At 73.8% G+C, this 13,922-nt stretch carries 11 protein-coding genes and 1 pseudogene; 5 read left to right on the forward strand and 7 right to left on the reverse strand.

What is annotated here, in order from left to right:
* Positions 1 to 88 precede the first annotated feature (88 nt).
* Positions 89 to 3,328: a S41 family peptidase gene (locus tag ACZ52R_RS17855; protein ID WP_465663479.1), complete on the forward strand. Its 3,240-nt coding sequence runs from the start codon at positions 89 to 91 to the stop codon at positions 3,326 to 3,328.
* Between the two features lie 42 nt (positions 3,329 to 3,370).
* Here ACZ52R_RS17855 and ACZ52R_RS17860 read toward each other — a convergent pair whose 3' ends face one another.
* Positions 3,371 to 3,598, reverse strand: coding sequence for a hypothetical protein (locus tag ACZ52R_RS17860; protein ID WP_465620544.1), 228 nt, complete (start codon positions 3,596 to 3,598; stop codon positions 3,371 to 3,373).
* A gap of 239 nt (positions 3,599 to 3,837) precedes the next feature.
* Between ACZ52R_RS17860 and ACZ52R_RS17865 the strand changes: the two genes are divergently transcribed.
* The gene (locus ACZ52R_RS17865; RefSeq protein WP_465620542.1) at positions 3,838 to 4,086 is read left to right on the forward strand and encodes a hypothetical protein; all 249 of its coding nucleotides are present in this window, start codon (positions 3,838 to 3,840) and stop codon (positions 4,084 to 4,086) included.
* A 9-nt stretch (positions 4,087 to 4,095) separates the two neighbouring features.
* Here the strand turns inward: ACZ52R_RS17865 and ACZ52R_RS17870 are convergent, their stop codons facing one another.
* Entirely contained in the window at positions 4,096 to 5,352 is a 1,257-nt protein-coding gene (locus ACZ52R_RS17870; protein ID WP_465663480.1) for an alpha/beta hydrolase, read from the reverse strand.
* A 127-nt stretch (positions 5,353 to 5,479) separates the two neighbouring features.
* Between ACZ52R_RS17870 and ACZ52R_RS17875 the strand changes: the two genes are divergently transcribed.
* Positions 5,480 to 5,962, forward strand: coding sequence for a MarR family winged helix-turn-helix transcriptional regulator (locus ACZ52R_RS17875; RefSeq protein WP_465663481.1), 483 nt, complete (start codon positions 5,480 to 5,482; stop codon positions 5,960 to 5,962).
* 68 nt (positions 5,963 to 6,030) lie between these two features.
* Positions 6,031 to 6,185, forward strand: a pseudogene (locus ACZ52R_RS17880) (dihydrofolate reductase family protein); the annotation flags it as partial.
* Positions 6,186 to 6,272: 87 nt separating this feature from the next.
* Here the strand turns inward: ACZ52R_RS17880 and ACZ52R_RS17885 are convergent.
* The 4 genes from ACZ52R_RS17885 to snpA (ACZ52R_RS17900) all read right to left on the reverse strand — a co-directional run bounded on the left by ACZ52R_RS17885 (position 6,273) and on the right by snpA (ACZ52R_RS17900) (position 10,972).
* Positions 6,273 to 8,348 carry a phosphocholine-specific phospholipase C gene (locus tag ACZ52R_RS17885; RefSeq protein ID WP_465620536.1) on the reverse strand — a complete coding sequence of 692 codons (2,076 nt, stop codon included), beginning with the start codon at positions 8,346 to 8,348 and terminating at the stop codon, positions 6,273 to 6,275.
* Positions 8,349 to 8,545: 197 nt separating this feature from the next.
* Positions 8,546 to 9,205, reverse strand: a complete 660-nt coding sequence (locus ACZ52R_RS17890; RefSeq protein WP_465620534.1) for a pentapeptide repeat-containing protein — start codon at positions 9,203 to 9,205, stop codon at positions 8,546 to 8,548.
* A gap of 163 nt (positions 9,206 to 9,368) precedes the next feature.
* Positions 9,369 to 9,992: a snapalysin gene (gene snpA / locus ACZ52R_RS17895; protein ID WP_360497105.1), complete on the reverse strand. Its 624-nt coding sequence runs from the start codon at positions 9,990 to 9,992 to the stop codon at positions 9,369 to 9,371.
* A gap of 302 nt (positions 9,993 to 10,294) precedes the next feature.
* The gene (gene snpA, locus ACZ52R_RS17900; RefSeq protein WP_465753710.1) at positions 10,295 to 10,972 is read right to left on the reverse strand and encodes a snapalysin; all 678 of its coding nucleotides are present in this window, start codon (positions 10,970 to 10,972) and stop codon (positions 10,295 to 10,297) included.
* Positions 10,973 to 11,314: 342 nt separating this feature from the next.
* On the opposite strand from snpA (ACZ52R_RS17900), the gene ACZ52R_RS17905 reads away from it, so the two are divergent.
* Positions 11,315 to 12,289 (forward strand): LysR family transcriptional regulator, encoded by a 975-nt coding sequence (locus ACZ52R_RS17905; RefSeq protein ID WP_360497099.1) that lies wholly within the window; start codon positions 11,315 to 11,317, stop codon positions 12,287 to 12,289.
* Between the two features lie 58 nt (positions 12,290 to 12,347).
* On the opposite strand, the gene ACZ52R_RS17910 is transcribed toward ACZ52R_RS17905, so the two are convergent.
* Positions 12,348 to 13,562 (reverse strand): low temperature requirement protein A, encoded by a 1,215-nt coding sequence (locus ACZ52R_RS17910; protein ID WP_465620529.1) that lies wholly within the window; start codon positions 13,560 to 13,562, stop codon positions 12,348 to 12,350.
* Positions 13,563 to 13,922 lie beyond the last annotated feature (360 nt).

Here is a 13,922-nt window from a genome sequence, read left to right on the forward strand (position 1 = left end):
GGTCCCCGTCGGCGTGCGGACCCGCTCCGTGCGCCCCCGGCGGCCCGTCCCGGTTGCCGGGTGTGACACCCCGTCGAAGGATGGAGGGGTGACCCCGCCCGGCTACCTCCGCCACCCCCACCTGCACGGCGGCCTGCTCACCTTCACCGCCGAGGACGACGTCTGGATCGCCCCGCTGGACACCGGCGGCGCCGTCACCGGCCGGGCCTGGCGGGTCACCTGCGACCGTACCCGGGTCAGCCACCCCCGCTTCTCCCCCGACGGCACCACCCTCGCCTGGACCAGCTGGCTGAGCCTCACCCCCGAGGTGTGGACCGCCCCGGTCGACGGCGGCGAGGCCCGCCGGCTCAGCTTCTGGGGCAGCCAGGACACCCGGGTGCGCGGCTGGCTGCCAAACGGCGAGGTGCTCGCCGTCACCTCCTTCCACGAGCCCTTCGGCCACTACACCTGGGCGCACGCCCTGCCCCCGGACGGTTCCCCCGGCCGGCGTATGCCCTGGGGCCCGGTCGGCGACGCCCAGATGAGCCGTGAGCGGACCGTCCTGCTCACCGGCGCCGCCCCGCACGAGCCCGCCGCCTGGAAGCGCTACCGGGGCGGCGCCGTCGGCCGGCTCTGGGCGGACGGCGAGCGGATCCTCCCCGACCACACCGGGCACCTCGCCGCCCCGATGCCGGTCGCCGGGCCCCTCGGCGACCGGGTGGCCTTCATCTCCGACCACGAGGGCATCGGCAACCTCTACTCCTGCCGCCCGGACGGCACCGACCTGCGCCGGCACACCGACCACGCCTCCTACTACGCCCGCGAAGCCGCCACCGACGGCACCCGGATCGTCTACCAGCACGCCGGCGACCTCTGGCTGCTGGACGGCCTGGACGCCCCCGCCCCGCGCCGGCTGGACGTCCCGCTCGGCGGCGCCCGGGTCGGCCGCCGCCCGTACCAGGTCGGCGCCGCGTCGCAGGTCAAGGACCTCGCCTGCGACCAGGGCGGCCGGGCCGGGGTGATCACCGTGCGCGGCAGCCAGTACTGGCTCACCCACAAGGACGGCCCGGCCCGCGCGCTCGCCGATACCCCGGGAGTGCGGACCCGGCTGCCGGTGCTGCTCGGGCACACCGGCGAGGCGGCCTGGGTCACCGACGCGGAAGGCGCCGACGCGATCGAGGTGATGCCGCTGCCCGGGCACGAGGGGACCCCCGGGTCCGGCAGCGGGGACAAGCACCGCCACCGGATCCTCGCCGCCGGCCGGCTCGGCCGCGTCCTGGAGCTCACCGCCTCCCCCGACGGCAGCCGCCTCGCCGCCGCCGCCTCGGACGGGCGGCTGCTGCTGGTCTCCGCCGCCGACGGCGAGGTGCGCGAGCTCGCCGCCTCCGAGTACGGGCCGGTCTCCAGCGCCCGGTTCTCCCCCGACTCGCACTGGATCGCCTGGTCCCAGCCGGTCGCCGGGCGCTCGCTGCGCCGGATCCGGCTCACCCGCACCGAGGCGCCCGCGTCGATCACCGAGGTCACCGACGGCCGCTTCGAGGACGAGCAGCCGGTGTTCACCCGGGACGGCCGATACCTGGCCTTCCTGTCCTGGCGCGGCTTCGACCCGGTCCACGACGTGCACACCGGCGACCTCTCCTTTCCCGTCGGCTGCCGCCCGTACCTCGTCCCGCTCACTGCCGACACGCCCTCGCCGTTCACCGCGCCGGTCGAGGACGGCGCCCCGCGCGGGGACGGCGGCGGCGACGGCACCGTCCGGGTCGAGCCCGAAGGCATCGCCGAACGGCTGCTGCAGTTCCCGGTGATCGCCTCCAAGTACTCGGCCACCGACGCGGTGCGCGGCGGCCTGGTCTGGCTGCGCTGGCCGATCGCCGGCACCCTCGGGCAGACCTTCGCCAGCCCGGAGGACACCTCGGGCCGCCCCTCGCTGGAGCACTTCGATCTGGCCCGGGGCACCCGCAGCACGCTGGTGGACAAGCTGGACGGCTACGCGGTCTCCGGCGACGGCGGTTCGATCGCCGTCTACTCGGCCGGCACGCTCCGGGTGATCCCGGTCGCCGCCCCCTCCGCCGGCACCAGCGTGGACCTGCGCCGGATCACCCACACCGTCCACCCGGCCGCCGAGTGGCGCCAGGCCTACCACGAGGCCGCCCGGATCGTCCGGGACCAGTTCTGGGACGAGCGGATGTCCGGCCTGGACTGGCCCGCCCTGGTCGCCCAGTACGAGCCGCTGCTGGAACGCGTCTGCTCACCCGACGACTTCGCCGACCTGCTGCGCGAACTCCTCGGCGAACTGGGCACCTCGCACGCCTACGTCACCCCGTCCCGGCGCGCCGAAGGGCCCTCGCTCGCCCAGCAGCCGCTCGGCCTGCTCGGCGCCACCGCCCACCGGGCCCCCGACGGGCGCTGGCTGGTCGACCGGGTGCTGGCCGGCGAGTCCTCCGACCCGCGCGCCCGCGCCCCGCTGGCCGCCCAGGGCGTCCGGGACGGCGACGAACTGCTCTCCGTCGGCGGACGCCCGGTGGACCCGGTGCGCGGACCGCTGCCGCTGCTGGCCGGCACCGGCGGCACCACCGTGGAACTGGCCCTGCGCAGCGGCCCGGACGGCCCGGTGCGGCGGATCGCCGTCACCCCGCTGACCGACGAACGGCCCATCCGCTACCAGGACTGGGTGTCCAAACGCCGTTCCCTGGTCCGGGAGTTCAGCGACGGGCGGTGCGGCTACCTGCACATCCCGGACCTCGGCGGCTCCGGCTGGGCACAGTTCAACCGGGACCTGCGGCGCGAACTGGACAAGCCCGCACTGGTACTGGACGTGCGCGGCAACGCCGGCGGCAACGTCTCCGAACTGGTCCTGGAGAAGCTCACCCGGCACGTCCTGGCCTGGGACTTCACCCGGGACCGCCAACCGGTCCGCTGGCCCCGGCACGCACTGCGCGGCCCGCTGGTGGCCCTCGCCGACGAGGCGACCAGCTCGGACGGGGACGTGATCATCGCGGCGATCAAGCTGCTCGGGCTCGGCCCGGTGGTCGGCAACCGCACCTGGGGCGGAGTGGTCGGCATGTCCGGACGGCACACCCTCGGCGACGGCACCCAGATCTCGGTGCCGAAGAACGCCTCCTGGTTCGGCGGCGGCCTCGGCTGGACGGTGGAGAACCGGGGCGTCGAGCCCGACGTGCACGTGCTGCGCACCCCGCGGGACTGGGCCCGGGGACGCCACCCCGAACTGGTCGCCGCCGTCCAACTGGCCCTGGAGCTGCTGGAGGACGCGCCCGCCGCGGCGCCCCCGCCGGAGTCCACGCCCCGGCCGGACCTGCGGCGCCCCCCGCTGCCGCCGCGGGAGCGGTGACACGGGGGGCCGCTGGACGTGGGGGCCACGACCGGTGGCGAGTCAGTCCCAGGGATCGCCCTCGGCCGTCATGTTCTCGGCGGCGCGCCGGTCGGCCTCCTCCTGGGAGAGCCGGTCCCGGGTGAGCCGGTCCTGGGTCTCGCGGGTGCGCTCGACCTCGTCGCCGAACGCGTCGACGGCCTCGTCGTGGGCGAGGGCGGCCCGCTGGGAGGCGTCCGGCCCGCCGGCCTCGTGCGGCGCGCGGTGGAACAACCTGTCGAAGATGCCCATGGCTCCTCCTCCGGAGGGAATGACGGAATGCCGGGCTGCCCCCACTCTCACACCGGGTGCGAACGGGCGCACCTCGGGCCGGGAGCAGCGGCGGCCGGGTGGACGGGTCGGGGGCAGGGCGCCGCGCGGGTTGAGCCTTTGGTCCCGGGTGGACGCGCCCAACGGCCGTAGCCGGGTGGCGCCGACCGGGCGCAGGGTGGAGCCGTCGGCCGAACTGACGCCACCGTCTTGAGCCCGCTGTGACCGTCGTACCTTCCGGAAGCCACGCCCGGCGCACCGCCGAGGACCCGCACGACGGACCGCGCCGGCGGGTCGGCCCGCTCGCCGCACCGGACGGGCGGCTGCCCGGCGCCCACGACCTGCTGCTGATGCACGGCGCGGTGCAGCTGACCGAGTACGCGGCCTCGCCGTGCACCCTGACCCTGCTGACGCCGTACGGGCCCCGGGAGGTCCGCGATCCGTGGTTCCCGCGCGGCCCGTTCGGCTGAGCCTGCCTGCTACGCCCAGCGTGCGTCGCTGATCCGGGTGGGGACGGTGCCGAGCCACCAGGTGGGGTCGGCGGTGCCGTCGGTGGTGCGGCCGTCGTCGTGGACGTAGTGGCGCACGTCGCGGCCCGGCTCGGCGAACTCCCCGTTCAGGGCGCGCTCGACCCACTCGGCGCCGAACCGGAACACCTCGGCGGCGGTGCCGCCCAGCGGGTGGAACTCGTTCTCGTAGACGCGGATCTCCTTGGGGGCGCGGACCCGCTCGTAGTTGGCCAGCGCCTCCTCCAGCACGGTGAGTTCGTCGAACTCGCCGATGCCGTAGAGGACCGGGCAGGTGATCTCCCGGACGAGGTCGCCCAACGGCATGCGGGCGACCAGGTCGCGGTCGAAGGCGTCCTCGTCGCTGTAGCCGGCCATGAACATGTAGTTGTTCTTGAAGGTGGGCTGGGCGCGCTCGAAGATGGTGGTGAAGTCGCCGGTGACGGCTTCGAAGGCGGCCAGCGCGGCGAGGCGGCGGTCGGTGGCCGCGGCGCGGGAGCCCCAGTAGCCGCTCATCGAGATGCCGAACATGCCGATCCGGGCCGCGTCGACCTCCGGCAGCGAGGCCAGGTGGTCGATGTAACGGCTGATGGCACGCTCGTAGTTGGTCAGGTCGACGGTCAGCCCGTTCGCCCGGCTCTCGCCCTGGCCGGGGCCCTCGATGGACAGGGCCACGATGCCGCGCGAGGTGTAGTACCGCTCGGCCGCGTGGATGTAGTCCTCCTTGATCATGTCCATCCCCGGGCCGAGGATCACCGCGGGGGCGTTCCTGACGTCTCCGGCCGGCAGGTGGAGGAGGGCGAAGATCTGCTTGCCCTCGAAGTCGAGGACGACGCGGCGCACCCGGTTGCCGCGCAGCGCGCCCAGGCGCTCGACGCAGTGGTTGGCGCGCTCGCGGAAGGCGAGCTTGCGCGGGTCGGTGGCGTCGAAGACGGAGTACTGGGCGCGGCCCCACATCACCGAGGCGCGCACGTAGAGGTCGGCGGCGGTCTGCGCGAAGCCGCCGCGCTCGTGGTGGGCGGCGCGCTCCTCGGCCTGGCCGGCGATGGTGGCCCACGCCTTGGGCAGCATCACGCCGCTCCGGACCAGGTCGAAGACCTTGTCGAAGTCGGTGTGGTCGTGGCCCAGTTGCTCCAGGGTGCCCTTCGCCTGGGGGTGCAGGGCGTCGAAGCCGCCCTGGGCGAGGGCGATGTCCAGGGCCCAGCTCTGGCCGGTGGATCGTGCGGTCATGACAGGTGTCCTCTCTCGACGGGGTACCCGACCCCGCTCCGCAATGCCTAGCTAAGTACTTATCTATTAAGTACTTAGGCTAAACTCCTGTCAACTCGCCCCTCGCCCGCACCACGGAGACCACCCCATGTCACAGCCGCAGGCCCAGCCCGAGCCCGAACCACCGTCCGGCGCCGCCCGCGACCGGGCCCTGGACTCGCTCGCGCGCGCCGCCTACAGCCTCAGCGCCGCCGACTCCCGGCTGCGCGGACGCGCCACCCGCACCCCCGGCGCGCTCTCCCTCACCCACGCCCGCGCCCTGCGGGCCCTCGCAGAGACCGGCCCGCTGCCGATCGGCCAACTGGCCGCCGCCACCGAGACCACCGGCGCCGCCACCACCCAGCTGGTCAACGGCCTCGTCGCGGCCGGCTACGTCACTCGCGAGCGCCCCGCCGGTGACAAGAGATCCGTGCTGGTCGCCCTCACCGACACCGGCCGGAGCCGCCACCAGGAACGCCAGGACGCCCTGGTCCGGGCACTCGACACCGCACTCGCCCGCCACGACACCACCGCCCTGGACGTCGCGACCGACGTCCTGCGGCAGCTCGCCACCATTTACGACCGGCTCTGAAGCCGCCCGGAGTCAGCCGCGCGTCCGTGACGGCGGGCATCCGCGGGAGAGGCCGCCGGCAGGAAAGCCTCGTCGCCACCGTGCACGTGGCGGTCTCGCCGGTGGAGCTCGGATCCGGACTGCGGCTCTGGGAGTCCCCCGACGGGCTGCTCGACCGGTTCCACCTGGAGGTCGTGCCCAGCCCGAGCGGCGTGACGCACACCACCTGTTCCGGCGAAGGTGACGGGAGGGCCCGCTCGGGGACGACGGCGGCCCCACCACCCGAGGTACCGGGTCGTGGGGCCGCCGTTGCACGCGGTGAGGGCGGTCGTCAGCCGGTGATGCTGGGCGTGCCCGCCTCCAGGTGGCCGGTGAAGCGCTGGGACCAGCTGCTGTCCGCGTCCACCGTCACCGTGAAGTCGTACCAGCCGTTGGTGTACGCCACGGCGTTGAAGAAGTCGCTGACGCTGCCGCCGGCCGGGACCTGGTACGTCCAGGGGCCGTCCGTGCGGTAGTTGTTGGACGCGATGGTGAAGGTCAGCGGCGTGCCGCCGTTGTTGGCCAGCGTGAAGTAGAGGGCGAGCTTGCCGGTGCCCGGCTCGATCGCGTACGAGGCGGTGACGGCCGCGTCCTTGCCCGCCTTGGTGGCGTCACCCTTGAAACGGCGCAGGAAGCGGTTGGGGCCGACCACCGTCAGGTCGTACGGCCCGCCGCCGAAGCCGGTGCCGCAGTTGAAGAAGTCGCTGGTGTTGCCGCCCGGGTCGACGGTGTACTGCCACGGGCCGCCGCTGCGGTAGGCGTTGGCGTAGGCGGCGAAGTGCGCGGACTTCAGCGCCGCCGCGCCCTGGTTGGCCATCGTGATCCAGACCTTCATCACCCCGCCGGAGCCGAACTCCAGGTGGTCCAGGTTGGCGTTCGGCTGGTAGGGCAGGGCGCGGGCCGGGCGGGTGCCGCTCTCCTGCAGCGGCAGCTGGTTGTTGACCGGCGCCGGGTTGGGCAGCGGACCGCAGGCGGACAGGCCGATGGTCTGCGAGGTGTCCGGCAGCGCGGGCAGGCCGTAGACCGGGTTGGCGAAGTCGAACGCGCTGGTCAGGTCGCCGCAGACGCGGCGGCGCCAGTCGCTGATGTTCACGCACTGCGCGGGCGTGCCGAGGGCGGCCGTCCAGGTCTCCAGGAAGCGCAGCACCGAGGTGTGGTCGAAGGTCTCGGAGTTGACCCAGCCGCCGCGGGTCCAGGGCGAGACGGCGATCAGCGGGACGCGGAAGCCGAGGCCGATGTTGGTGCCGTTGTAGAACTCGCCCGGGGTGCCGGCCGGGGCGACCGGCGGCGGGACGTGGTCGAAGAAGCCGTCGTTCTCGTCGTAGTTGATGAACAGGACGGACGAGTTGAAGACGTTCGGGTCCGCGTTGAGCGCGTCGATCACCATGTGGACGAAGTGCGCGCCGTCGGCCGGGGTGGCGTACGGGTGCTCGGAGGAGGCCTGGTCGGGGACGATCCAGGAGACCTGCGGGAGGGTGCCGTTCAGCACGTCGGCCTTGATCGCGGCGGCGATGTCGTCCGGGGTCTTGCCGGTGGCCTTGGGCACCGAGCCCATGCCCTTGACGGCCAGCGGGCTGCCGGCCGGGGCGCCGGAGAACTGGCTGAAGTAGGCGAGGGCGTTGTCGCCGTAGTTGTCGGCGGCGTTCTGGTAGACCTTCCAGCTGACGCCGGCGTTCTCCAGGGCCTCGGCGTAGGTCTGCCAGCGCAGGCCCTTCTCGTCGCCGCCGTCGTAGGCCGGGCCGCCCGCGGTGCCGGCCGGGTCGATCTGGCCGGACCAGTGGTAGGTGCGGTTGGGGCCGGTCGCGCTCAGGACGGAGCAGTGGTACGCGTCGCAGATGGTCCAGTTCTCGGCCAGCGCGTAGTGGAACGGGATGTCCTGGCGGGTGAGGAAGCCGAGCGTGCGGACGTTGCCCTTGGCGGCGACCCAGGAGTCCATCTTGCCGCCGTTCCACGCCTTGTGCTGGTCGCTCCAGCCGTGGCTGAGGTCGCCGTTGCACTGGGCGAGGCGCTCGGGGTCGGCGCCGCCGGCCGGCTTGGTCTGGCTGAACTGCCACGGGTACTGGCGGCTGAGCAGGCCGTTGGGCTGGTTGAAGACGCTGTAGCCGCCGGCGATCTGGATCGCGCTGCGGTCGGCGAAGCCGCGCACGCCGCGCAGCGTGCCGAAGTAGTGGTCGAAGCTGCGGTTCTCCTGCATCAGGATCACCACGTGCTGCGCGTCGGTGATGGTGCCGGTCTGCTGGAGCGTGGTGGTGGAGGCCACCGCGGGCGCGCCCGGGGCGGCTCCCGCCGCACCGGTGCCGGCCACGGCGAGACCGGCCGCGGCGGCGCCGGACAGCGTGACGAACTTCCTACGACTCAACTCGGCCATCAGCCCAGTCCGTCCCTTCGCTGGCGATGTTGTGTACACAAGTCGGGCTCATCGATCGCGCAGCAGTTTCCACCTCGGACGGAGCGGCCACCAGATGCGTGCAGCAGGATTGGCGGACTGTTCGTCCGGGTGTCACCGAGCGACGCCGGGCTGAACGCACGACGGAAACGCCGGGGAGGGACGGAGGCGGCCCGCCGTCAGCGGTCCTTCACGTCGATGCCCAGCGCCTGCGCGAACTGGGGCGCCAGCTCCAGCAGCTGGGTGGAGCTGATGACCGCGCCGCGCAGCCCCTGGTGGCCGTCGGCCAGCCCGAGCCGGACGGCGCCGCGCAGGTCGGTCTTGCTCAGCGTGGCCCCGCGCAGCCGGACCTCCTCCAGCGTCGAGCCGGGGAAGGACACCCCCGTCAGCTTCGCCTCGCCGAAGTCCACGTCGCGCAGCAGACAGTCCTCGAAGACGACGTCCCGCAGCACGGCCGCCCGCAGGTTGACCGCCTCCAGCTTGCAGCCGCGGAACACGACCCGGCGCAGCGCCGAGCCGTACCCGGCGACCCCGGCCAGCACACCGCCGACGAAGGCGCTGTCCTGCCACTCGGAGTCACTGAGGTCGCAGGCCACCCAGCGGCCGGCCTGCACCCAGACCTCGTTGAACCGGGCCTGGCGCAGCTTGACCCCGCTGAGCGCGACGCCGGTGAAGGCGCACTCCAGGAAGGCCGCCCCGGCGCCCGACTCGTCCGTGTGCTCGCCGCCGTCGAAGTGCGCGGTGTCGTACCGCTCGTCGCTGCGCAGCGGCCCGGCGTGCGGGCGCAGCAGTTCGGCGTACGGAAGGTCGTCGAGCCGGTCGGGGACGGAACGGGACATGGCGGCACCTTGCGGTCGGGGGCGTACGGTCTCGCCGCATGCTCGCACGCGGCACCGACAACGCCCCGCAGCGACGAGGCCCTTGAGTGACCGATCCCGGAACCCACGGCGGAGACCCCGGACCGGCCGCGAGGGGCGGCCGGTCCGGGGTCCGTCGGGAGCGTCAGCCGCGCGCCCAGAGGGAGTTGACGCGGCTGCGCTCGGTACCGTTCGGGTAGGGGTTGGTGCAGGACGTGCCGGGGCCGCCGCCCGACATCAGCTCGCTGCACGGGCCGGAGTAGTGGTCCGGCAGGCCGAGCACGTGCCCGGTCTCGTGGGCGGTCACCCGCACCGAGTTGTACTGCCGGTTCTGCTGGTAGTCGAGGAAGATGTAGCCGCTGCCGTGCCCGTCGGTGCTGGCGTACGAGCCCCGGCTGTCGTTGCCCTCGTAGTAGCGGAAGTCGGCGGCCGAGCCGGACCGCAGCTGGACGTTGCCGACCGAGCTGTTCCAGATCTGCGCGGCCTGGGATATCTGGTTGCGGAAGGTCGGGGCCGAACTGGCGTCGTAGGTGACCACGACGGTCGCCAGGCCCGGGTTGGCGGCCTGCTTGGCCTTCGCGGAGGCCATCACGGCCTGGTAGAAGGCCTGGTTGTCCGCGGACTCGGTGGCCGAACCGGCGTACGTCGAGGCGGTGTAGCCCTGCACGGCCGGGGCGGCCGGGGCCGCGGCCGCGGCGGTGGTGGGCAGCACGGCGAGGCCGGCCGCGAGGGCGAGGCCGAGGGTGGCGGACAGCACGGATCGCTTCATGTGGGGGCTCCGATTCCTGTGGTGCCGTGGCCGGTTGGGGGCCGGCCCGGGGGGACACCTGGTCAACGGGTGATGTCCCCAGAGCTTCGGGCAGCCCGGCGGGCGGGCGGATGATGTCAATCCGCGATAGCTCCGTGCAATACCCCTGGGCTCTCGCCGATTCGAGCCGCCTTTCCCTGGCCTTGACCCAACCGTTCCCCTGGCATTCCGTTCGGGCGGCGGCTAGGCTCCGAAGCGGGGAAGTACCCAGAGCGGCGGGCCGCTCGATTCCGGCCGAGCGGCCCGCCGCGCCCCGAACTCGGCTACCGGACAGCCTGGTCGGCCGCCGCGAGACCGTTCGCCCAGAGGTAGTCGACCTGGCCGCGCTCGTTGGCGTCGGGGTACGGGTTGGTGCAGGAGGGGCCGGGGCCGCCGCCCGACATCAGCTCGCTGCACGGGCCGGAGTAGTCGTCGGGCAGGCCGAGTACGTGCCCGGTCTCGTGGGTGGTGACGCGCACCGAGTCGTACTCCTGGTTCTGCTGGTAGTCGAGGAAGACGTAGCCGTGGCCGTGCCCGTCGGTGCTGGCGTACGAGCCCTGGCTGTCGCTGCCCTCGTAGTACGAGAAGTCGGCGTTGCCACCGGCCTCCTGGAGCCGCACGTTGCGCACGGAGCCGTTCCAGATCTGCGCGGCGGTGGCGATCTGGCTGGTGAAGGACGGGGCGTTGGCGGTGTCGTAGGTGACGGTGACGGTCTGCAGCCACGGGTTGGCGGCCCGCTTGGCCTTGACCGAGGCCACCACGGCCTGGAAGAAGGCCCGGTTGTTCGCGGCCTCCGCGGCCTCCGCGGCCGAACCGGCGTACGTCGCCGGGGTGTAGCCCTGAACGGCGTGGGCGGCCGGGGCGGCGGGCGCCGCCGGCGCGGCGACGGCGGTGGCGGGCAGGGTCGCGAGGCCGGCCGCGAGGGCGAGGCCCAGGGCGGCGGACAGCACGGATCGCTTCATGTGGGGGCTCCGAATGCGCGGTGCGCGGCCTCGCCGGAGCCGGTGGGGGCCGGGCAACGGCGGCGGCGCACGGTGGGGGGCCGCCTCGGCCGGTGGCCGGGGCGGGTTGCTGCCCCCGAGCTTCGACCCGCCCGGGCCCGTCGCGGATGATGTCAACCGGCGATAGCACCGCCGCATACCGGCGGGGTTGCGCCGTACGGTCCGTCACGCGGTCTGCCGTACGGTCCGTCACGCGGCCTGCCGTGCGGTTTGGCGTGCGAACCGCCCGGCGGGCCGCCGGCGGGCCTTTGATTGCCTGTCATGTCCTTGGCGAGATGGCTCGATGGCGTCTATGCTCCCGACGTGGAGCTCGACGTGAGACACCTCCGGGTGCTGTGCGCCATCGCCGACACCGGCAGCCTCCGCAAGGCCGCGCTCCAGCTCGGCATGACCCAGCCCTCCCTCACCACCCAGCTGCACCGCATCGAACGGGCCATCGGCGGCACCCTGTTCACCCGCGAGCAGACCGGCAGCCGGCCCACCGCGCTCGGCCACTCGGTGCTCTCCCGGGCCCGGCCGGTGATCACCGAGATGGCCGCGCTGGTGGCCGCCGCCCGACAGGAGGCCCGCGACGCGACCGGCCCCGGCCGGCAGCGGCGGCTGCGCATCGGCAGCGTCGGCAGCCGGGCGGTCGCGGCCTGGCTGCGCCGGGTGCACGACCGGCTGCCCGACACCGACACCACCATCCACGTCGACGTCTCGGCCAGCGCGCTGCTGCGGATGGTCGCCGCCGACCAGCTGGACGTGGCCTTCGTGCACGAGAGCGAGGGATTCCCGCTGCGGGTGCCGCCGGACGCCGAGCAGCGGGTGCTGATGGCCCGCGAGCCGCAGTACGTCGAGCTGGCCGCCGGGCACCCGGCCGCCGCCCGCCCGGTCGTCCGCCTCGCCGAACTCGCCGAGGACACCTGGATGGTCGACCCGACCGCCGACCACGAGTACGCGGCGATGCGCCGGGTGTTCAGCGAAGCCGGGCTCAACCCCCGGGTGCTGCAGGTGCGGGACAACGCCACCGCCGCCGAGCTGGTCGCCTCGGGCGAGGCCGTCCGCCCCTGCCAGCCGACCGCCCCGCCCGGGCCCGGCACGGTCGTCCGCCCGGTGCACGGGGACCCGCTGGCCGTCCGGCTGCTGTTCACCTGGCGCCCGCGCGCGCTCAGCCCGCCCGCACTGGACGCGCTGTACGGCGAACTGCGCGCCGCCTACCTGGATCTGGCCAAGGTCAACCCGGCCTACCTCGCCTGGCTGGCACGACACGAACCGGTGCTGCTGGGGCGGTCCTAAGCAGCGCCCCGGACCTCTGGGGCGGTCCTGGGCAACGCACCGGGCCCCTGGGGCGGCCCTAGGCAGCGCCCCGGACCCGCCCCTCCCGGCTGTGGATCAGCACGCCCACCGTCACCATCAGCGCGCAGACCAGGCCCGCCGCCAGGACCCCGGAGCCGCCGAGCGCGGTGCAGGCCAGCACCAGCGCGGCCCCGCCCGGCGCCACCGCCTGGGCGACGATGCCGCGCTTGGTGTGCCGGGAGTGCAGGAACCAGACCGTGACCAGGTAGACCGCGGTCGGCACGGTGACCGTCGCGGTGGCGGCGGTCTCGGAGATCTCCGCCTTGTGCACGGCCGACTCCACCGCCACCTCCAGCCCGGCGCCGATCGCCGCCGCCGAACCGAACACCAGGTAGTGCCCGTACCCCCAGGCGAAGGCCTGCCGGTTGGAGCGCAGGTGCTCGTGGACCGGCCGGGCGAAGTAGATCCACCAGGCGGCGAAGCAGATCAGCAGACCGCCGATCGCCACCGGCACCAGCCGGCCCAGCTCCTCGTGCTCGTCCACCGCCGACTGCACCGCGACGGTCGCCGCCGCCACCGTCTCGCCGAGCACGATGAGGGTGAACAGCCCGTACCGCTCGGAGATGTGGTGCGGGTGCCAGGAGGTCTGCATCCGCAGCTCCGCGATCACCGGCACGGCCAGCTCGCACAGCACGCCGATCGGGATGACGTACGGGCGCGCACCGTGCGGCAGGAACAGCAGCACCATCCAGCCGACCTGGCAGATCGTGATCCCCACCGCGTACCGCACCGCGACCCGGCGCGCCTCGCCCTGCTCGCCGGCCGCGGCGCGCAGCCACTGGGTCACCATCGCGAGGCGCATCACCACGTAGCCGGTGATCGCCAGCACCAGGTCCTGGGTGGCGAACAGCCGCGGCACCCCGGCCGCGAGGATCAGGACCCCGGCGATCTGCACCAGCGTGGTGACCCGGTACGGCACGTCGTCGCAGTCGTACGCGGAGGCGAACCAGGTGAAGTTCATCCAGGCCCACCAGATCGCAAAAAAAGCCAGCGCGTAGCCGCGCAGCCCCTCTTCGTAGTGCCCGGCCGCGAGGGAGTGGGCCAGTTCGCGCCCGGCCTGGCCGACCGCGACCACGAAGCAGAGGTCGAAGAAGAGTTCCAGCGGGGTGGCGACCCGGTGCGGCTCGTCGCGGTCGCGCGGGATCATCCGGCGCACCGGCGGCGGGTCGACGTGGTGCGCGCGGGGCGCCGCGGCGGCGGGTTCACTGGCCATCGGAGCTGCTCCGGGATCGGGAGGGGCGGGTCGTCCCGCGCATCCTGGCAGCGCCCCGGGCCCGGCGCACGCACCGGCGCGGACCGTACGCCGGGCAGTACGCCGGGCGGCGCGAAGGGCAGCGGGAAGGGCGGCGCGCCGGTACGGCAGCCTCGGGCGCCCCCGGGCGCGGTGACCCCGAAGGTCCCTTTTTTCCTTTCCGTCAGCCCCAGTTGACGCTCCGGTGCGCGAACCGGGTGACAGCGCGGCGGGTTTCCGGGCGCGCCCCGCGCGCTGCGCCGTGCGGGACCGGAGCGCCGCTAGATTCATCCCCGGTCGGAAAAGCGCGGGCCCTGCGGGGCTCCATGACACGGGCGGCCT

The organism is Kitasatospora sp. NPDC034023, assembly GCF_055575795.1.